General features: G+C 63.0%; 23 protein-coding genes. 14 read left to right on the top strand and 9 right to left on the bottom strand.

Annotated elements, in window-relative coordinates:
• Positions 1 to 26: 26 nt before the first annotated feature.
• The 3 genes from rpmG (at position 27) to OEZ71_RS02865 (ending at position 1481) form a co-directional block, all read left to right on the top strand.
• The gene (gene rpmG / locus OEZ71_RS02875) at positions 27 to 194 is read left to right on the top strand and encodes a 50S ribosomal protein L33 (protein ID WP_017928995.1); all 168 of its coding nucleotides are present in this window, start codon (positions 27 to 29) and stop codon (positions 192 to 194) included.
• A 462-nt stretch (positions 195 to 656) separates the two neighbouring features.
• Positions 657 to 1013 (top strand): hypothetical protein, encoded by a 357-nt coding sequence (locus OEZ71_RS02870; protein ID WP_263738415.1) that lies wholly within the window; start codon positions 657 to 659, stop codon positions 1011 to 1013.
• 33 nt (positions 1014 to 1046) lie between these two features.
• Positions 1047 to 1481, top strand: a complete 435-nt coding sequence (locus OEZ71_RS02865) for a copper chaperone PCu(A)C (RefSeq protein WP_263738414.1) — start codon at positions 1047 to 1049, stop codon at positions 1479 to 1481.
• Positions 1482 to 1519: 38 nt separating this feature from the next.
• Here the strand turns inward: OEZ71_RS02865 and OEZ71_RS02860 are convergent, their stop codons facing one another.
• Complete coding sequence (locus OEZ71_RS02860) at positions 1520 to 2044, bottom strand: GNAT family N-acetyltransferase (RefSeq protein WP_263738413.1); 525 nt, start codon at positions 2042 to 2044, stop codon at positions 1520 to 1522.
• Positions 2037 to 3224 carry a phosphoglycerate kinase gene (locus OEZ71_RS02855; RefSeq protein ID WP_263738412.1) on the bottom strand — a complete coding sequence of 396 codons (1188 nt, stop codon included), beginning with the start codon at positions 3222 to 3224 and terminating at the stop codon, positions 2037 to 2039. Before OEZ71_RS02855 ends, OEZ71_RS02860 begins: the two co-directional genes overlap by 8 nt.
• Before the next feature lie 152 nt (positions 3225 to 3376).
• Between OEZ71_RS02855 and OEZ71_RS02850 the strand changes: the two genes are divergently transcribed.
• The 3 genes from OEZ71_RS02850 to OEZ71_RS02840 all read left to right on the top strand — a co-directional run bounded on the left by OEZ71_RS02850 (position 3377) and on the right by OEZ71_RS02840 (position 5552).
• A complete protein-coding gene (locus OEZ71_RS02850) occupies positions 3377 to 3883 on the top strand; it encodes a peptidylprolyl isomerase (protein ID WP_263738411.1) in 507 nt (168 codons plus the stop codon).
• Entirely contained in the window at positions 3876 to 4490 is a 615-nt protein-coding gene (locus OEZ71_RS02845) for a peptidylprolyl isomerase (RefSeq protein WP_263738410.1), read from the top strand. The genes OEZ71_RS02850 and OEZ71_RS02845 overlap by 8 nt, the downstream gene beginning before the upstream one ends.
• A gap of 87 nt (positions 4491 to 4577) precedes the next feature.
• Positions 4578 to 5552 (top strand): DUF3179 domain-containing protein, encoded by a 975-nt coding sequence (locus OEZ71_RS02840; protein ID WP_263738409.1) that lies wholly within the window; start codon positions 4578 to 4580, stop codon positions 5550 to 5552.
• Positions 5553 to 5659: 107 nt separating this feature from the next.
• Here OEZ71_RS02840 and OEZ71_RS02835 read toward each other — a convergent pair whose 3' ends face one another.
• Positions 5660 to 6391, bottom strand: a complete 732-nt coding sequence (locus tag OEZ71_RS02835; protein WP_263738408.1) for a heparan-alpha-glucosaminide N-acetyltransferase — start codon at positions 6389 to 6391, stop codon at positions 5660 to 5662.
• Positions 6388 to 7638, bottom strand: coding sequence for a tyrosine--tRNA ligase (tyrS, locus tag OEZ71_RS02830; protein WP_263738988.1), 1251 nt, complete (start codon positions 7636 to 7638; stop codon positions 6388 to 6390). The genes OEZ71_RS02835 and tyrS overlap by 4 nt, the downstream gene beginning before the upstream one ends.
• Before the next feature lie 63 nt (positions 7639 to 7701).
• On the opposite strand from tyrS, the gene OEZ71_RS02825 reads away from it, so the two are divergent.
• On the top strand, positions 7702 to 8805 hold the full coding sequence (locus OEZ71_RS02825; protein WP_263738407.1) for an anhydro-N-acetylmuramic acid kinase: 1104 nt from the start codon (positions 7702 to 7704) through the stop codon (positions 8803 to 8805).
• A 22-nt stretch (positions 8806 to 8827) separates the two neighbouring features.
• Here the strand turns inward: OEZ71_RS02825 and OEZ71_RS02820 are convergent, their stop codons facing one another.
• Both OEZ71_RS02820 and OEZ71_RS02815 read right to left on the bottom strand, forming a co-directional pair.
• Positions 8828 to 8962: a hypothetical protein gene (locus OEZ71_RS02820; protein WP_263738406.1), complete on the bottom strand. Its 135-nt coding sequence runs from the start codon at positions 8960 to 8962 to the stop codon at positions 8828 to 8830.
• On the bottom strand, positions 8952 to 9575 hold the full coding sequence (locus OEZ71_RS02815) for a TetR family transcriptional regulator C-terminal domain-containing protein (RefSeq protein WP_263738405.1): 624 nt from the start codon (positions 9573 to 9575) through the stop codon (positions 8952 to 8954). The genes OEZ71_RS02820 and OEZ71_RS02815 overlap by 11 nt, the downstream gene beginning before the upstream one ends.
• Before the next feature lie 97 nt (positions 9576 to 9672).
• Between OEZ71_RS02815 and OEZ71_RS02810 the strand changes: the two genes are divergently transcribed.
• Positions 9673 to 9960 (top strand): cupin domain-containing protein, encoded by a 288-nt coding sequence (locus OEZ71_RS02810; protein WP_263738404.1) that lies wholly within the window; start codon positions 9673 to 9675, stop codon positions 9958 to 9960.
• On the opposite strand, the gene OEZ71_RS02805 is transcribed toward OEZ71_RS02810, so the two are convergent.
• A complete protein-coding gene (locus tag OEZ71_RS02805; protein WP_263738403.1) occupies positions 9876 to 10700 on the bottom strand; it encodes a class I SAM-dependent methyltransferase in 825 nt (274 codons plus the stop codon). The genes OEZ71_RS02810 and OEZ71_RS02805 overlap by 85 nt on opposite strands.
• A gap of 276 nt (positions 10701 to 10976) precedes the next feature.
• Between OEZ71_RS02805 and OEZ71_RS02800 the strand changes: the two genes are divergently transcribed.
• Positions 10977 to 11660: a DUF6639 family protein gene (locus OEZ71_RS02800; RefSeq protein WP_263738402.1), complete on the top strand. Its 684-nt coding sequence runs from the start codon at positions 10977 to 10979 to the stop codon at positions 11658 to 11660.
• Positions 11661 to 11674: 14 nt separating this feature from the next.
• Here the strand turns inward: OEZ71_RS02800 and OEZ71_RS02795 are convergent, their stop codons facing one another.
• Complete coding sequence (locus OEZ71_RS02795; protein ID WP_263738401.1) at positions 11675 to 12307, bottom strand: TetR/AcrR family transcriptional regulator; 633 nt, start codon at positions 12305 to 12307, stop codon at positions 11675 to 11677.
• Between the two features lie 129 nt (positions 12308 to 12436).
• Here OEZ71_RS02795 and OEZ71_RS02790 point away from each other — a divergent pair, with 129 nt between their 5' ends.
• Together OEZ71_RS02790 and hydA are read left to right on the top strand one after the other, a co-directional pair.
• Positions 12437 to 13687, top strand: a complete 1251-nt coding sequence (locus OEZ71_RS02790; protein WP_263738399.1) for a Zn-dependent hydrolase — start codon at positions 12437 to 12439, stop codon at positions 13685 to 13687.
• A 350-nt stretch (positions 13688 to 14037) separates the two neighbouring features.
• Complete coding sequence (gene hydA, locus OEZ71_RS02785) at positions 14038 to 15492, top strand: dihydropyrimidinase (RefSeq protein ID WP_263738398.1); 1455 nt, start codon at positions 14038 to 14040, stop codon at positions 15490 to 15492.
• Between the two features lie 3 nt (positions 15493 to 15495).
• Here hydA and OEZ71_RS02780 read toward each other — a convergent pair whose 3' ends face one another.
• Positions 15496 to 15894: a cupin domain-containing protein gene (locus tag OEZ71_RS02780; protein WP_263738397.1), complete on the bottom strand. Its 399-nt coding sequence runs from the start codon at positions 15892 to 15894 to the stop codon at positions 15496 to 15498.
• A 95-nt stretch (positions 15895 to 15989) separates the two neighbouring features.
• Between OEZ71_RS02780 and OEZ71_RS02775 the strand changes: the two genes are divergently transcribed.
• The 3 genes from OEZ71_RS02775 (at position 15990) to OEZ71_RS02765 (ending at position 18643) form a co-directional block, all read left to right on the top strand.
• Entirely contained in the window at positions 15990 to 16772 is a 783-nt protein-coding gene (locus OEZ71_RS02775) for an ABC transporter ATP-binding protein (protein WP_263738987.1), read from the top strand.
• Between the two features lie 156 nt (positions 16773 to 16928).
• A complete protein-coding gene (locus OEZ71_RS02770) occupies positions 16929 to 17798 on the top strand; it encodes an ABC transporter permease (RefSeq protein ID WP_263738396.1) in 870 nt (289 codons plus the stop codon).
• Positions 17795 to 18643, top strand: coding sequence for an ABC transporter permease (locus tag OEZ71_RS02765; protein ID WP_263738395.1), 849 nt, complete (start codon positions 17795 to 17797; stop codon positions 18641 to 18643). The genes OEZ71_RS02770 and OEZ71_RS02765 overlap by 4 nt, the downstream gene beginning before the upstream one ends.
• The last annotated feature ends 11 nt before the right edge of the window (positions 18644 to 18654 follow it).

Here is an 18654-nt window from a genome sequence, read left to right as displayed (position 1 = left end):
TGCCGTCCGGCTAGTGGAGAACGACTATGGCGAAGCCGACGACGATCAAGATCCGTCTGAACTCGACGGCGGGCACCGGGCACTTCTACGTGACCAAGAAGAATGCCCGCACCATGACTGAAAAGATGGTTGTGCGTAAGTACGACCCGGTCAAGCGTGAGCATGTCGAATACAAGGAAGGCAAGATCAAGTAAGATCTGCCGATCCCGAGGGATAGTTAGGCCGCGCAATTGCGCGGCCTTTCCTTTTGAAAGTCTGGAAATCGCACAGGCTTGCTCTGAGCCCGTTGCGGAATTTGGCGCGTACGACCCTTTTCGCCCGGAACAAGCCGAAGGCGCCGGCCGAGCGCCTGCCCGTCCCGGCGGGCTGGCGCTTTTGTAACCGCGCGCCTCGCATGAGGTCAGAGGGGTTTTGCTGCCATAAATTGTATTGAATACTGGTTGCCGCGCCACCCCACGGGCAGGCGCCCGCCCGGCTAACGTTGTGCATGCGGCAAGGTCCGTTTCGTCCCGAGTCCGACCGCTGCTTATCGTGTGGGGCTTAACCGAATTCACCACCGTTCCAGCCAAACAACTGAAACCGGGGCGTTTCCCCCCACTCTGCTACCGATTGGCGCGGGCCTTTTCAATCCCCACACCCGCCTCTAGGTTCCGGCTATGATCTTCCTTCCGCTCCGCAAGGCGATTGCCCTGATTCTCGTCGTCGCCGTGACGGCGATGAGCCTTGCTGCCGCGACCGCGCGGGGTCAGGTCTCCGTGGCGGGGCAGGTGGTGGTGCTCTGCTCGGGCGGCGGTCTGGTTCAGGTCACGCTCGACGCCGATGGTAATCCCACCGGCGAGAGCCATTTCTGCCCCGACCTTGTGGCGTCGGTTCTGTCGGCCCATGTGCTGACCGCGCCAGACCCTGAACGACCCGTCGTTCGGGCCGAGAAGGTCGTGGTTTCTTACGGCGTGTCTTCGACATTCCACGCGCCTCCGGTATCGCGGGCGCGGGCCCCTCCGGTTTCAGCCTGATCCAACCATCAGACTGAAACCTAGGAGAAAAAGATGACATTCCTGAAATCCACCCTGACCGCCGTGGCGGTCGCCTTCGCAATGCCCGCATTCGCGGCAGATACAATCACCGTGACCGACGCCTATGCCCGGTTCATGCCCGGCGCCATGGCGGGCGCGGCCTTTATGCAGATCGAGAACCATGGGGCGGAGTCCGACCGGCTGGTCGGTGTCGCCTCGGATATCGCCGAACGGGTCGAACTGCACACCCACAGGACCGGCAGCGACGGGGTGATGCAGATGATGCATGTGCCCGAAGGCTTTGAGGTCCCGGCCGGAGGCACCCATGCGCTGCAGCGCGGGGGCGATCACGTGATGTTCATGGGGCTTGCGGAGCGTCCGAAAAATGGGGGCAGCGTGACCGTTACCCTGACATTCGAGAAAGCCGGGGAGGTCACGCTCGACATTCCCGTCGACAACGCCCGGTAACATTTTGACTTGCCCGGTAAGGTGGGTTCAAACCCACCTTACCCCCGGGGCGGCAGGTCGAAACGCTTGCGCTGCCGGTCCACCCTGGTTCCATCCCGCAACGGCAGCGCGACGAGCCGGTCGTAATCGGCAAACCCGCTCCCGCTATAGTATCTGAGCCCTGCGGTGTTATCGGTTCGAATGGTCGCGTCGATCGTGCGGACGCCTGCAGTCTCGGCAGCGATCCGGGTTACGGACCACAGCGCCTTGCCGATGCCACGACCCTGCTCGCCGTCGGCGACGAAACTTGCAATGACCGCCCAATCGGCGGGCAGCTTTCCCGGACCGGGCCAGTCGGGATCGCACCATTCGAGGTGCTGAAAGCCCAGAAGGCGACCCGCATCCTCGGCCACGGTGCAGGAAATCAGGCGCGGCGGGCGGATGTAATGCGCCAGCATCCGTGCTTCGTCAAACGGTCTTTGATGGGCCGTTGTTCCGCCCTTTGCGATGATCGCGTTGAGAATCGCGCACATCGCCCCGGCATCATCGGGGCGCGCCGGGCGGGTGCGGACGAGATCAGTCAAGGGCTGCGACGCCGGGAAGGGTCTTGCCCTCCATCCATTCCAGGAACGCGCCGCCTGCGGTGGAGATATAGCTGAAATCTCCGGCGACACCGGCCTTGTTCAGCGCTGACACCGTATCCCCGCCACCGGCGACGGAGGTCAGGTGGCCCGCCTTAGTCAGCTCCGCCGCCTTGGCCGCCGCGGCGTTGGTCGCGGCATCGAAGGGCTCGATCTCGAAGGCGCCAAGGGGGCCGTTCCAGATCAGCGTCCGGCAGGCGGTGAAGACATCAGCGATGGCGGCGACCGTCTCTGGACCGGCATCGAGGATCATCGCATCTGCGGGACAAGCATCGACAGCGACTGTTTCGTTCGCCGCACCCGCCTTGAATTCCCGCGCGACCACGACATCGGTCGGCAGGTGGATGGCGCAGCCTTCTTCTTCCGCCTTGGCAAGGATCGCGCGGGCGGTGTCAGCCATGTCGCGCTCGGCCAAGGACGCACCGACCTCGATCCCCTGCGCGACAAGGAAGGTATTGGCCATTCCGCCGCCGATCACCAGATGGTTGACCTTTTCAACAAGGTTGCCGAGAAGGTCGAGCTTGGTCGAGACCTTGGCCCCGCCGACGACCGCCACGACGGGCCGAACGGGATCACCAAGGGCGGCGTCCAGCGCCTTCAGTTCCGCCGCCATCAGCCGCCCCGCGCAGGAGGCCATCAGATGCGCGATGCCCTCGGTCGAGGCATGGGCCCGGTGCGCGGCCGAGAACGCGTCATTGACATAGACCTGCCCAAGCGCCGCGAGCGAGGCGGCCATCGCCGGGTCATTCTTTTCCTCGCCCGCATGGAACCGGGTGTTTTCCAGAAGGAGAACGTCGCCCGGCGCCATCGCCGCGACGGCTTTCTTGGCCGGGCCGCCGATGCAATCCTCGGCGAAGGCGACTTTCTGGCCGAGCGCCGCTTCCAGCGCGGGCAAGGTCACCCGAAGGCTCATTTCCGGCACGACCTGCCCCTTGGGGCGGCCGAAATGGGCGAGCAGCACGACCTTGCCGCCCTTTTCCTGAATGGCCTTCACGGTCGGCACGATCTTTTCGATGCGGGTCGCGTCGGTGACGCGGCCCGCTTCTACCGGCACGTTGATATCGACCCGGACGAGGGCGACCTTGCCGTTGAAGTCCATGTCGTCGAGGGTTTTCCAGCTCATCGGGCGAATCCTTTCGGGCGGGCGGGTCGAATTGACGATTTATCCGCCAGATCGCCCGAACCATAGGCGAAGGTCAACCGACACGCGCGCTTTGCCCTTTTCTTGGGCGTCCGCCCGCACTAGGTTCCCCCGCAACAGTCAAGGAGACCGACATGGCCGAGATCAAGGATCCCGAAAACACCATCATCATGACGCTGAAGGACGGCGATGTGGTGATCGAGCTTCTGCCCGACGTGGCGCCGAAGCATTCCCAGCGTATGAAAGACCTCGCGCGCGGCGGTCATTACGACAACGTGGCTTTCCACCGAGTGATCGAGGGCTTCATGGCCCAGACCGGCGACGTGCAGCACGCCAATATGGAACAGAACTACAATCCCGGCCGCTCCGGCACCGGTGGATCGGACCTGCCGGACCTTCCGGCGGAGTTTTCCAAGCTGCCGCATGACCGGGGCACTCTGGGCGCTGCGCGGTCTGCCAATCCGAACTCGGCCAACAGCCAGTTCTTCATCAACTTCAAGGACAACCACTTCCTTAACGGGCAGTACACGGTCTATGGACGTGTGGTGTCGGGCATGGAGCATGTCGACAAAATCCAGCGCGGCGAACCGCCTGCGAACCCTGACCGGATGATCTCGGTCAAGGTCGCGGCGGATGTCTGATACGCGCGTCTTTCTCGGCGCCATGGCGGTCGGGGTGGTTGCGATTGGCGCGGCTGCCTTCCTTTACATGCGCAACACGACCGGAGAGGTCTCGACCGAGGACGGGCCGGGGCCGAATCTGGTGATCGAGGTGGCTGGGGAGGCCAACGGCGCGGTCGTCATCGACCTTCTGCCGGAAGTCGCGCCGCAGCATGTCGCCCGGATCGTCGAACTGGCCGAGAGCGGCGCCTATGACGATGTCGTCTTTCACCGGGTGATCGACGGGTTCATGGCCCAGACCGGCGACGTGAAGTTCGGCAAATATGGCGGTGACATTTCCGCCGCTGGAACCGGCAGGTCCGATCTGGAGAACGTGCCGGCCGAGTTTTCCAAGCTGCCGTTCCAGCGCGGCACCGTCGGCATGGCGCGGGCGGGCAATCCCGACAGCGCGAATTCGCAGTTCTTCATCATGTTCGCCGAAGGCAGCTTCCTGAACGGTCAGTACACGGTCTTCGGCAAGGTCGTGTCGGGGATGGAGGTCGTCGATGCGATCCGGAAGGGCGAGCCCGATCTGAACGGTAAGGTTGCAGAGCCCGACCGGATGGTGAAGGTGACGGTCGTCAAGTAACACATCTCTTCACCTTCGGGTGAGATGCCCGCCCCGGGGGCTGGTCTAACACCCCCGTCCGCGCCACCATCGCGGGCGGGGGTTGTCATGTTCCATGCTCGCCATCTTTTGATCTTCGTCGTTGGCCTCGTGCTGGCCACTCCGCTTCTGGCTTCGCCGGAACTCTGGCGCGGTGAGTGGCCGAAGACCGATTTCTCCCGTGCTGCAGTGCCATTTGAGGAAATCCTGTCCGGCGGCCCGCCGAAGGACGGCATTCCGGCGCTTGACGATGTGGAGATGATCCCGGTCAGTTCCGAAACCCGGCTTGCCGATGCCGAGCCGGTCATGGTGCTGGAGTTGGACGGTACGGAGGCGCGGGCCTGGCCGATCCGCTATCTGACCTGGCATGAGATCATGAACGACGAGGTGGCGGGCATACCGGTCGCGGTGACCTTCTGCCCCTTGTGCAATGCCGGGATGATCTTCGACCGGCGGCTCGATGGGCAGGTCCTGAGCTTCGGTGTGTCGGGCAAACTGCGCCACTCTGACATGATCATGTATGACCGTCAGACCGAAAGCTGGTGGCAGCAGGCTTTGGGCGAGGGGATCGTCGGGGAGATGACCGGCAAGACTCTGGTGCAGCTTCCGGGCTGGATGGAAAGCTGGGGTGCCTTCCGTGCCCGCAACCCGGATGGTCTGGTGATGGCGGAACCCGACTGGCCCCGGCGTTATGGTCAGAACCCCTATGTCGGCTATGACGGTCTGGCCAAACCCTTGCTCTATTCCGGTGAAATGCCACCCCATGCGATCGAGCCCCTGTCGCGGATCGTACGGGTGGGCAACCGGGGCTGGCCGCTGGAACGCGTGGCAGAGGCCGGACGGCTGGAGGAAGGTGGGGTGATCATCGACTGGACTGCCGGGCAGGCTTCCGCCCTGGACCGTGCCCGGATTGCTGAAGGCCGCGATGTGGGCAATATCCGGGTGAAGGACACGGCGACCGGCCGGGATCTGGTCCATGATGTGATCTTTGCCTTCGCTTTCCATGCCTTCCATCCTGATGGGCAATGGATGTTGGGCAAGTAGGTGTTTTTAAATTGAGCGCCTGCGGCGCGAGATTTTATCTCGTCGTCGGCCCTCCGGCCTCCTCCTCGGATCGCCTCCGGCGGGAGTATTTTCGGACAGAAAGTGGATCAGAGCATGATCTGCGTGGCGGCCCAGACGAGGCCGATCAGCACCGGCTGGTGGATCAGGTAGATCGCAAGGCTGTGGCGACCGGGCCAGGCGAGGGGGCTAGGTTCGCTGTGATGCGTGAGGTGGGACCAGAGCCCGGATCTTGTGCCCAATTTGGCGAGCGCAAGGCCCGCGAGGAAGGGGGCGAGCCAGGGGAAGAGCGGCACGTAGTCGATGGCGGGGCGCGCATTGGTCGAGAGACCGAGCGGCCAGAGGAGGGGGGCGTCGAAGGCAGGATTGTGCGGCAGGTGGGAGATGGCAAAGACGCCGGCGGCCGCGGCGAGGGTGATGGCGGCGGGCAGGCGCAGGAAGAGAAGGCCGATGACGCTCGCCGTCGCGATGGAATGGAGGATGCCGAAGAAGACGAACGTTTGTGGCAGCGCGATCCTTGTACCGATGGTGACGATGAGCGCTGCGCCCGCAATCACCGCGACGCGGCGGACAAACGGACGCCAGCGGATGCCCTGTGCATGGGCGAGCCAGAGGCTGATACCGGCGAGGAACAGGAAACTGCCCGCGACGAGGCGCGCGAAGATGGCCCAGAAGCCGGTGACGGCGGTGCCGGGGGAGAGATGGCCGAACATCTCCAGATCGTAGGTGAAATGGTAGATGGCCATGCCGATCAGCGCGACGGTGCGGGCGATATCAAGCGCCGCGATCCGTCCGGGTCGCTGGTCGGCGGTGCCTGTCACCCGATGACCACGAGGGCGTGGCGTTTCTTGCCCGCCGTCAGTTTCACGGCATCGGCAAAATCGCCCGCGCCGAAGATCTGGCCCGCATCTGTGGCGAGGTCATCGTTCACCCGCGCGCCGCCCTCGGCGATCAGACGTTTCGCGTCCTTGCCGGATTTGGCAAGGCCCGAGCGCACAAAAAGCTGGGCCAGGCTGATCCCGTCTGCAACGTCACCTGCCGAAAGCGTCAGGGTCGGCAGGTCATCGCCCACGCCGCCCTTTTCGAAGACCTCGCGCGCGGTCGCCTCAGCGGCGGTAGCAGCCTCGGCCCCATGGGCCAGCTTGGTGACCTCGTTGGCCAGCACGATCTTGGCCTGATTGATCTCCGACCCTTCCAGCGCGCCGAGCCGGTCGCATTCCTCAATCGGCAGTTCGGTGTAAAGCTTCAGGAAGCGGCCGACATCGGCATCGGTCGTATTGCGCCAGAACTGCCAGAATTCGTAGGGCGAGAGCATATCCGAGTTCAGCCAGATCGCACCCGACTGGCTCTTGCCCATCTTCTTGCCGTCGCTGGTTGTCAGCAGAGGCGACGTCAGGCCATAGATCTCGGCGTCCAGCACGCGGCGCGTCAGGTCGATACCGTTGACGATATTGCCCCACTGATCCGATCCGCCCATCTGCAACAGGCAGCCGTAGCGCCGGTTGAGCTCAAGGAAGTCGTAGGCCTGCAGGATCATGTAGTTGAATTCCAGGAACGACAGCGACTGTTCCCGGTCGAGTCTCGATTTCACCGATTCAAAGGACAGCATCCGGTTGACCGAGAAATGCCGCCCGATATCGCGCAGGAAGTCGAGGTAGTTGAGTTCGTCGAGCCATTCGGCATTGTTCAGCATCAGGGCGTCGGTCGCGCCTTCGCCGAAGGTGACATAGGCGGCGAAGACCCTCTTGATCCCGGCTATATTGTCGTCGATCTGGGCGGGCGTCAGCAGCGGCCGTTCCTCGGCGCGGAACGACGGGTCGCCGACCTTGGTCGTGCCGCCGCCCATCAATACGAGCGGCTTGTGGCCGGTCTTCTGAAGCCACCGAAGCATCATGATCTGGATGAGCGATCCGACATGCAACGACTTCGCCGTCGCGTCAAAGCCGATATAGGCGGGCACGACGCCCTTGGCCAAAGCCTCGTCCAGCCCCTGATAATCGGTGCAGTCGGCAAGAAAGCCACGCTCCATCATCACGCGCATGAAATCGGATTTCGGGTGGTAGGTCATCGCGGTATCGTCCATTCTCATCCGCACCCGCATATATCGGGGGGCGAGGCCGAGGGGAAGGGCATGAAGAAGGCCGAAGCGATCTGGGTTCTGGGCGCGATGTCGGGCACCTCGCTGGACGGGGTGGATGCCGCACTCGTCAAGACCGATGGCGAGAGCATCTTTGGCTTCGGCCATCACGCCTACCGGCCCTATTCGGGACCCGAACGCGCGGTGTTGCGCGCGGCCCTTGGCCGCTGGCCCGGCGAGGACGGGGTGGATGCGGCGGCGCGTGTGGTGGAACACGCCCATATCGAACTGATGTCGGGCCTGACCGAAGGGGCGGCTTTGGCGGGGTTCCACGGCCAGACGTTGGCCCATGATCCCGGCGGGCGGGGCACGCATCAGGCCGGCGACGGTGCGGTTCTGGCCGAGGCGCTGGGTCTGCCCGTTGTCTGGGATTTCCGTTCTGCCGATGTGCAGCTTGGCGGGCAGGGCGCGCCGCTTGCCCCCTTCTTCCACTTCGCCTGTGCCAAGTGGATCCGGGCGGAGGAGCCCATCGCCTTTCTCAATCTCGGCGGTGTTGGAAATTTGACCTGGCTCGATCCGCGGCTTGCAAAGCCCGACCTGCCGGGCGCCTGCCTTGCCTTCGATACCGGTCCGGCCAATGCGCCCATTGACGATCTGGTGTCATCGCGGACCGGGGCCAGTTGCGACGAAGGCGGCAGGCTTGCGGCGAAGGGGAAGGTGGACGAGGCGGCGGTGTCGCAGTTCCTGACCCATCCCTATTTCTACAAGATGCCGCCAAAATCGCTCGACCGGGACGGGTTCCCGGCGCTGAAAAGCGCCGTGGAGGGGCTTTCGGTCGAGGACGGGGCGGCGACGCTGACGGCAGCGGTCGCGGTGTCGGTCGCGCGCGGCGCCGAGCATTTCCCCAAACCTGTCTCGCGCGTGCTGGTGACCGGCGGCGGGCGGCACAATCCGGTGATCATGGCGGGCCTCGCCGTCGCGCTCGATCTGCCCGTCGATCCGGTCGAGGCTGTGGGGCTGAATGGCGACATGCTGGAGGCGCAGGCTTTCGCCTATCTCGCCGCCCGCGTCCGGCGCGGTCTGCCCACCTCGTGCCCCGGAACCACCGGGGTGAAAGCAGCCATTGGCGGCGGCACGATCAGTCGCCCGCAGCAATAGGACCAGTAATCGCTGTGTTTTGTCAGACGACAGTCTTCGCGCGCACCTGAAACTCGTGATTGCCGGAAAGGCCGAACCGGTCGTCTGATCCGGCGATGGCGTCGCCCGGTTCGTCAGCACTGGTCTTGGTCGGGTTGTGTCTCTTCCTAGGGGGCAAGCAGTTTGCGAAACAGCGTTTCCAGAAAGGCGTCGGCTTCGGCATAGGGATCATGGCCCGGGCCGAGAACGGCGCGGACCTGAACGTCGAAATCGGCGTAATGCTGGGTCAGTGCCCAGATCGAGAAGATCAGGTGATGCGGCGGCAGATCGGCGATGCGTCCCGCCGCGGCCCAGTCCCGGAGAGTATTGGCCTTCTCGTCAACCAGCGCCTTCAACTCGCCTTCCAGCGCCTCCATGATCCGCGGCGCGCCCTGAAGGATCTCATTGGCGAAAAGGCGGCTCTCGCGGGGGAAGTCGCGGCTGAGTTCCAGCTTGCGCCGGACGTAATCCATGATTTCCGTGACCGGCTCGCCCTCGGGGTCGAGCGCCCTGAGCGGATCGAGCCATGTGTCGAGCAGGAGAGACAAAAGCTCGGCATGGATCGCTTCCTTGGACGGGAAATAGTAAAGCAGGTTCGGCTTGGACAGCCCCGCCACTTCGGCGATCTGGTCGAGTGTGGAGCCGCGAAAACCATTCTGGGAAAAGACGTCGAGCGCCGCGTCGAGGATCGTCTGGCGGTTCTTCTGCTGAATGCGAGTCAGCGGACGCTCCGCCGCCTTTCCATTGGCCACGCTCTGGCTCTCCCCTATCCGGTCCTTTCCTGCTAGCTTGATTTTGACCGGGAGGTCAAACGCGAATTCCAACCGCATGACGACAAGGAGAACCGCCTTGGACAGAGCGCCCTGCACGGCCACCGAAATTATCGACGATGCCCGTGTGCGTGTCACCCGGTTCGACTTTGCGCCGGGCGCCGAAACCGGCTGGCACCGTCACGGGTTCGACTATGTCATCACCGCCGTCACCGATTGCGAGATGCTTATGGAAGAACCGGGCGGCGCGACGCGTCGGGTGACCGTTCCGGCAGGCACCGCCTATCGCCGTGCGGCGGGGGTCGAGCACAATGTCATCAATGCCGGTTCCGGCTCCATGAGCTTCGTCGAGGTGGAGCTGAAGTGACGCACGGGTTCGGCAACCGGTTCCGGGACCGCCGGTTTTGTGGCGCAATACATCAGGTAGGCGCGGCGTCCCTCGACGAAGTCACGATAAATCCACGATCCCTTCGTCCCGGCCCAGAGCCGCGCAAGGGATCGCGTCCCGAGCGGGAACCGTGCCCGGATTTCCCGCGTTCGACGAGCATCGTCACGGTCAAGCCCCCTTACGATGCATTCCGTGATGTCTGTCACTTTGGGTAAGTTGAACCCGACTTGTGCCAGTTCGGCCAAGATCCTCGTGCGTTCGTCACCGGGCGCGACACGGGGCGGCGTGAAATCGGTGAAGAGAAACTCGCCACCCGGCCGAAGGACGCGGAATGCCTCGGTGAAGAATCCTACCCGGTCAGGATAGCAATGCGCGCTTTCAACGTTCACGACGGCATCGAAGCGGTCGTCAGGAAAGGGCAGAGCCATGGCGTCACCTTGACGGAAAGTCAGTCCGTCGACGCCCCCATGCACACGGTTACAGAAGGCAATGGCTTGATGGGCAAGATCGCAACCCACAGTTTCGGCCGGGCCGAGATAACGGTGAACATGGGACGCTCCACCGCCACGTCCGCACCCGGCATCGAGCACGCTCGCGCCGTTCAGCGATACCTGGCTGGCCACGGCATGATATAGTTGGGCGGGATATCGCTCTGCCTCGTCATCGGGCAGAAGCTCGGGCGAGGCAGCCTGATCAGCGGGTGCGTAGCCGTAGTTCATGAAACGAAGATGTACGGCATCTCGAAATCGCCAGCCGATCAACTCGTAGAGCAGTCGCGCACGCCCGCCGTGAAAGACCTGCAAATTGCGTGGATTGTACCTCAAAATAGCCAAAAGTGCCTCTGTCCCTCAGGCTTGGGGGTCGAAGATTGTCAAGGTTGCAACAATGGTCAAGTTGTAATTTGTTAAAAGAGCCTAGCTGACATCGCTTCGGCAGCGGGTTTTGGGGGTGTGGTAATGGGGCTCGCGTCAATTCATAGAACACCGGGCAGCCCGGTGGCTTTCGCAGTCACAGCGCTCTTGTTGTTTGCCTGCTTCTCTGCTGGCGCACCGGCCGCGCGGGCAGAGCCGTTTCGCTGCAATCGTGTGGAAGCGCTGGTCGAGGCGCCCACGCCTGAGATGCGGGAAACGACCTGCAACGCGATTGGCGCGGCAGTCAACGCCTGGGCTTCTTGTGATGTGTCCACGTCCGAAGCGATCACGGTGCGCGTCGTTCCCTCGGCGCGCCATCCACAATATGGCGAATGCCTTGGATATTACGATTCCCGTAATCAATGTTTGGAAGTGGCCGATCCCGCGAGCTACGCCGACCTGATAAACGAGGAAGATGCGCGACGGGAGCTTGCGGCCGAGACAGTCTTCCGTGGCATCGTCGCACATGAGTTCGCTCATGCCCTTGTTGCGAGCGAATCCGGCGAACACGCCATCCGGCCGGCGGATCATGAGTTCATTGCAGCGGTATTCGAGATGGAGTCCTACGGCGAGACAGCCCGCGCCAGATTGTTGGCGGCCGACCCCGTCAAACCGCAGGGATCGCGCGGCCTGGTCAACCTTGGGATTTATGCGATGGCGCCAAGGGTCTTTGCCAACAATGCCTGGCAGCTCTTTCAATCCGAACAGGATGGATGCGCGCTTATCCGGGCAATCCTGCGCGGTGAGGCGTCGTTGGCGACGAGGTAGAGCGCGTCTTGGGGTCAGATCGCCCCGATACCCCGTAGGATGATGGTCTTCACGCTTTCCTTCGCCTCTTTCCACTGCCGGTCCGAGAGTGGCTTGCCGCCGTTCAGCGTCTCGATCTGGTGGCCGAAATCGGCGTAGTGCTGGGTCGTGGCCCAGAGCATGTAGAGCAGATGGCGCGGATCGACCGGGGCCATCTTGCCCTCGTCCACCCAGCGCTGGATCACGTCCGCACGCCCCTTGGTCCAGTCGCGCAGCGTGGTTTCCAGATAATCCTGGATCACCGGCGCCCCGTGCATCACCTCGCTCGCCCAGACCTTGGACCCGAACGGATGCTTGCGTGAAATGTCCATCTTGGCGTCGATATAGGCCCCGATCCCCTCGACCGGGCCGGGGGCGTTGTCGAAACTGTCGGCGGCATGCAGCCAGATCTCGAAAATCTGTTGCACCACCTTGCGATAAAGCTCTTCCTTCGTGGCAAAATAGTAGTGCAGATTGGCCTTGGGCAGCCCCGCCATGTCGGCGATCAGCTGCATCGTGGCCCCCCCGAACCCGGCCTCGGCGAAGACCTTCTCGGCGGCGGCGAGAATACGCGCCTCGTTTTCCCGCCGCGCGGCGTCTCGTTTGGACAGTCGGATCGGCTCTGCCATCGTCCCCGAAGAAATTTGTTGACCGGTTGGTCAGGTTGTGTTGCTCTCAACCTTGACCATACGGTCAGAAAACGAGTCGCTGCAAGGGGCATGAAGACCTCAGGGCACACGACCGACAGGAGGATGACGATGCCAGCCCCCGGAGAGAATCTCAGGATCGACCCCGCGCGCCTTTGGGACAGCCTGATGGAGATGGCAAAGATCGGCCCCGGCATCGCGGGCGGCAACAACCGCCAGACGCTTACCGACGCCGACAGCGAGGGGCGGCACCTGTTCAAGCGCTGGTGCGAGGCGGCGGGCATGACCATGGGCGTCGACACGATGGGCAATATGTTCGCCACGCGGGCGGGTGAGGACCCGGACGCGCTGCCGGTCTATATGGGCTCTCACCTCGACACCCAGCCGACGGGCGGCAAGTATGACGGCGTTCTGGGCGTTCTGGGCGCGCTTGAAGCGGTGCGCACGATGAACGACCTTGGCATCAAGACCAGACACCCGATTGTCGTGGTGAACTGGACGAACGAGGAGGGGACCCGCTTCGCCCCCGCCATGCTCGCCTCCGGTGTCTTCGCGGGCAAACACACGCAGGACTTTGCCTATGACCGCGAGGATCACGACGGCAAGAAATTCGGCGATGAGCTGAAGCGGATCGGCTGGGTCGGCGACGAAAAGGTCGGTGACCGCAAGATGCACGCGCTCTTTGAGCTGCATATCGAACAAGGCCCGATCCTTGAGGCCGAGCACAAGGATATCGGCGTCGTCACCCACGGGCAGGGCCTGCGCTGGATCGAATGTACGGTGACGGGCAAGGAAAGCCACACCGGCTCCACCCCCATGCATATGCGCAAGAACGCCGGGCGGGGGTTGGCGCTGGTGACGGAACTTGTGCATGAGATCGCGATGAAGAACCAGCCGAACGCGGTGGGCGCGATCGGCCATATCGACGTCTATCCGAACAGCCGCAACATCATCCCCGGCAAGGTCGTCTTCACCGTCGACATGCGGACCCATATCCTCGACAAGCTGAACGCCATGGTCGCGGAGTTCATGGAGCGCGCGCCGAAGCTTTGCGTCGATATCGGCGTCGAATTCGAGTGCAAGATCGTCGGCCAGTTCGACCCGCCCGCCTTCAACGAGACCTGCGTGAAGGCCGTGCGGTCTGCGGCGGAACGGCTGGGCTACAGCCACATGGACATCGTCTCGGGCGCGGGCCACGACGCCTGCTGGATCAACGACGTCGCCCCCACGGCAATGATTATGTGTCCCTGCGTCGATGGCCTTTCCCACAACGAGGCCGAGGAGATCAGCCCGGAATGGGCGGCGGCGGGCACGGATGTGCTGTTGCACGCGGTGCTGGAAACGGCGGAGGTCGTGGGGTGATGCCTAATGTCTAGGCAGTCTATAGCGCACGGTGTAGCTTGCTCCGTTCCGAACAAGTTTGTTCGGAAGTTCTTGGTCTCCATCTGCAATTGCGCGACGCATTGCGTCGCAACAACTGGGCATTCGATGATCTACTCCGGGATACGATCCCAAGTTTCGATGAAGATTGCCTGCCGTGATTTCTACTGCCGTGAATCCAAGCTCGGTGCCTTGTTGAAGAAGGCGATGGAGCTCGCGCTCGAAGTCGTCAGTGTTCGGTGCCATGGCGCTCGTGTTCCTATTATGAATGCATTCATCTTGGGAAATGAGGTTGCTCTGGCTAGTCAGAAAATGCAGTTCAGGGGGAACCAATGACCACAGTCATCAAGAACGGCACCATCGTCACCGCCGATCTGACCTACAAGGCGGATGTGCTGATCGAGGGCGGCAGGATCGCCCAGATCGGAGAAAACCTGAAGGGTGACAAGGAGTTGGACGCCACCGGCTGCTATGTCATGCCGGGGGGGATCGATCCCCATACACATCTGGAAATGCCCTTCATGGGCACCTATTCCACTGACGATTTCGAAAGCGGCACCCGCGCCGCCTTGGCGGGGGGCACGACCATGGTCGTCGACTTCGCGCTGCCCTCGCCTGGGCAGGGGCTGCATGACGCGCTTCAGATGTGGCACAACAAGTCGGGCCGGGCGAATTGCGACTACAGCTACCACATGGCCGTGACCTGGTGGGGCGAGCAGGTCTTTGACGAGATGAAGACCGTGATCGAGAAGGAGGGCATCACCACCTTCAAGCATTTCATGGCCTATAAGGGTGCCTTGATGGTCAATGACGATGAGATGTATGCCTCCTTTAAGCGGCTCGCGGAACTGGGCGGCATCGCGCTTGTCCATGCCGAGAACGGCGATGTGGTGGCGGAACTCTCCGCGAAACTGCTGGCCGACGGCAATGTGGGGCCGGAGGCCCACGCCTATTCCCGCCCGCCGCAGGTGGAGGGCGAGGCCACAAACCGCGCCATCATGATCGCCGATATGGCGGGGGTGCCGCTTTACGTGGTGCACACCTCCTGCGAGGATGCGCATGAGGCCATCCGCCGGGCGCGGATGCAGGGCAAGCGCGTTTGGGGCGAGCCGCTGATCCAGCACCTGACGCTGGACGAATCCGAGTATTTCAACAAGGACTGGGACCACGCCGCCCGCCGCGTCATGTCGCCTCCCTTCCGTAACAAGAAGCATCAGGACAGCCTCTGGGCCGGGCTTCAGTCGGGCTCACTCTCGGTCGTCGCCACCGATCACTGTGCGTTTACCACTGATCAGAAGCGCTTTGGCGTCGGCGATTTCACCAAGATCCCGAACGGGACGGGGGGGCTGGAGGACCGGATGCCGATGCTCTGGACCCATGGTGTGAATACCGGCCGCCTGACACCGAACGAATTCGTGGCTGTCACTTCAACAAACATCGCCAAGATATTGAATTGCTACCCGAAAAAGGGCGCGGTTCTTGTGGGCGCGGATGCCGATCTGGTGGTCTGGGACCCGGAGCGCACGAAGACGATCAGCGCAAAGTCGCAGCAATCGGCCATCGACTACAACGTCTTCGAAGGCCACGAGGTCAAGGGCCTGCCGCGCTACACGCTGACGCGCGGTATGGTCGCGGTGAATGACGGCAAGGTCGAGACCCGCGAGGGGCATGGCGAATTCGTCCGCCGCGAGGCCGGGAACCCGGTCAACAAGGCGCTGTCGAGCTGGAAGGAACTAACCTCGCCCCGTCCCGTGCAGCGGACCGGCATACCGGCCTCGGGGGTTTGAGTGTCACGAGGGGACCAGCGCTTCAAGCTCGGGCATCAGGACGACGCTTTCCTGCTCGTTCGGATCGGTCCGCGCAATGACGGCCGTGCACGGCTCGGGCCCCGGGTTAAGGGGCAGGTGGGGCATGCCCGCCGGGATATAGATCATGTCGCCGGCATCGGTTTCCATCCGGTGCTGAAGCTGATCCCCCCAATACATTACCGCATGGCCGGAAATCTGGAAGATCGCGGTTTCGTGGCTTTCATGCATATGCGCCTTCGCCCGGCCCCCCGGAGGGATCGTCAGAAGATGCATGCAGATCGCCGCCGAACCGACGTTTTCTCGTGCGATTCCAGCATCATAGGTGAAACCCTGTTTGCCGGTATAGCGGTCGGTAGGGCTGATTTTTCGGCACTCTGCCATGCTGTCTCTCCTGCGTTTGATGGCGAAACATACGACAGAAACCGGAGAAATTCAGCGTCGAATGAAGGGATGTGGACGTGAAGGATACGACGGACATGTCGGGGCCGGTGATCGAGGCGAAGGGGCTGGGACTGACGTTCCAGACGGGTGACGGCCCGGTTCATGCCCTGAAGGATGTGAACCTGACGGTCGAGAAGGGCGATTTCGTGTCGTTCATCGGCCCGTCGGGTTGCGGCAAAACAACCTTCCTGCGCGCCATCGCGGCTTTGGAGCATCCGACGGAAGGGACATTGACCGTCAACGGGATGAGCTCCGATGCCGCGCGGCAGGCGCGGGCCTATGGGTATGTGTTTCAGGCGGCGGGGCTTTACCCGTGGCGGACCATCGCCGGAAACATCAGGCTTCCCCTTGAAATAATGGGGTTTTCACGTGCCGAGCAGGTGGCGCGGGTGGAAAAGGTGCTGGCGCTTGTCGATCTGGAGGGCTTTGGCAAGAAGTTCCCCTGGCAGCTTTCGGGCGGCATGCAGCAGCGCGCCTCCATCGCCCGGGCGCTGGCCTTCGACGCCGATATCCTTCTGATGGACGAGCCTTTCGGCGCGCTAGATGAAATCGTGCGCGACAAGCTGAACGAGGAGGTCCTGAAGCTCTGGGCGCGGACCGAAAAGACCATCGGGTTCGTCACCCATTCGATCCCCGAGGCGGTTTATCTGTCGACCAAGATCGTGGTGATGTCGCCCCGTCCGGGGCGGATCACCGATGTGATTGAAAGCCCGCTACCGAAGGAACGGCCGCTCGATATCCGGGATTCAAAGGAATTCATCGAGATCGCCCATCGCGTGCGCGAGGGGCTGAGGGCGGGGCATGGCGATGAGGTCTGAAACCCGTCTGCAGAGCGTCGGCAAAACGTATGGCATGCGTATGGCAGGCGTCGGGACGGATGCGACCGCAGACGGGGGGCTGTCTGCCCCCCAGTCCCCGATTGCATCGGGGACTCCCCCCGAGAGTATTTTGGAACAGAAGAAGGATGGCGGGGCATGAGGTCGCTTCTGCCCATCCTTACCGTGGTCGCCGCCATTATTACGCTCTGGTATGCGGCGACGGTCTGGCTGAACAGTCAGTGGAGTTACGATCAGGCGGCACGTGCCGGGGTGGGGATTTCGTTCTCCGAGATGGTTGCCGACACGATGGCACAGGAGCGGCCTGTTCTGCCCGCGCCGCATCAGGTGGCTCAGGGCCTCTGGCAAGGCGTGGCGGGGCAGAAGATCACCTCGAAGCGCAGCCTTGTCTATCATGGCTGGATCACCTTTTCCGCCACGATGCTGGGCTTTGCCATCGGCACTGGTTTGGGTGTTCTTTTGGCTGTCGGCATCGTGCATGACAGGGCGATGGACATGTCGGTGATGCCCTGGGCGATTGCCAGCCAGACCGTGCCGATCCTTGCCATTGCGCCGATGGTGATCGTGGTGCTGGGCGGGCCGCCGTTGAATGTGCCGCCCCTCTTTTCCAAGGCGGTGATCGCGGCCTATCTGACCTTCTTTCCCGTCGTTGTCGGCATGGTGAAGGGGCTGAGGAGCCCCGACGGGATGCAGCTTGATCTCTTGTCGACCTATAACGCGTCGCGCGGGCAGACGTTCTGGAAGCTTCGTCTTCCCGCCTCCATGCCCTATCTCTTCGCCTCGCTGAAAGTGGCCGTTGCCGCCGCCGTCGTCGGCACGATCGTTGCCGAGCTGCCTTCGGGCGCCGTCGCGGGGCTGGGCGCGCGGTTGTTGCAGGGCAGCTATTACGGCCAGACCGTTCAGATCTGGGCCGCGCTTTTCGCCGCCGCGACGCTGGCGGCGGGGCTCGTCGTGATCATCGGGGTGATTGAGCGGGCGACGCTTCGGCAGATGGGGATGGCGCGATGAGCTGGCTTTGGGGCGCGATACTCTTCTGGCTGGCGGCCTGGGGCTTCAATGCCTGGCTTGCGCGGCAGCCGGTCGCGAAGACCAGGGCGGTCAGGCTCTTTGTGCCCGCACTTTTCGGCGTGACGCTGCTCATTCTCTGGGAGGGCATCGTGCGGGGGCTCAATGTGCCCGGCGTGATCCTGCCAGCGCCCTCGGTGATCTGGGGGACGCTCAAATCCTCCGTCCCGATCCTCTGGGGCGATTTCGTGCAGACGATCCTCAAAGGGGCGCTGTCGGGCTATCTGATCGGCTGCGGGTCGGCGGTGCTGACGGCGATCCTCATCGACCGCTCGCCCTTCCTGCAGCGGGGCCTTTTGCCTGTCGGCAATTTCGTGGCCGCGCTCCCCATCGTCGGCATCGCGCCGATCCTTGTGATGTGGTTCGGCTTCGACTGGCAGTCGAAGGCGGCTGTGGTCGTCGTCATGGTCTTCTTCCCCGTCCTCGTGAACACGGTAGCGGGGCTTGCCGCCACCGACCGGATGCAGCGCGACCTGATGGCGACCTATTCGGCGAGCTACTGGCAGACCTTGATGAAGCTGCGCCTGCCTGCGGCGATGCCCTTCATCTTCAACGGGCTGAAGATTGCGACCACGCTTGCCCTGATCGGCGCCATCGTCGCTGAATTTTTCGGCTCGCCCATCAAGGGGATGGGGTTCCGCATCTCCACCGCCGTGGGACAGCTTGCGCTCGACATGGTTTGGGCGGAGATTGCCGTCGCGGCCCTGGCCGGTTCGGCATTTTACGGTTTGGTGGCAACGCTCGAACGCGCGGCCACTTTCTGGCATCCCTCGCAAAGAGGGCGGTAACGACAACAAGG

Source organism: Albidovulum litorale, from assembly GCF_025751495.1.
GTDB lineage: Bacteria > Pseudomonadota > Alphaproteobacteria > Rhodobacterales > Rhodobacteraceae > Albidovulum > Albidovulum litorale.
Note: the sequence above shows the minus strand (reverse complement) of the source record. Positions and strands in the feature narration are given on the sequence as shown.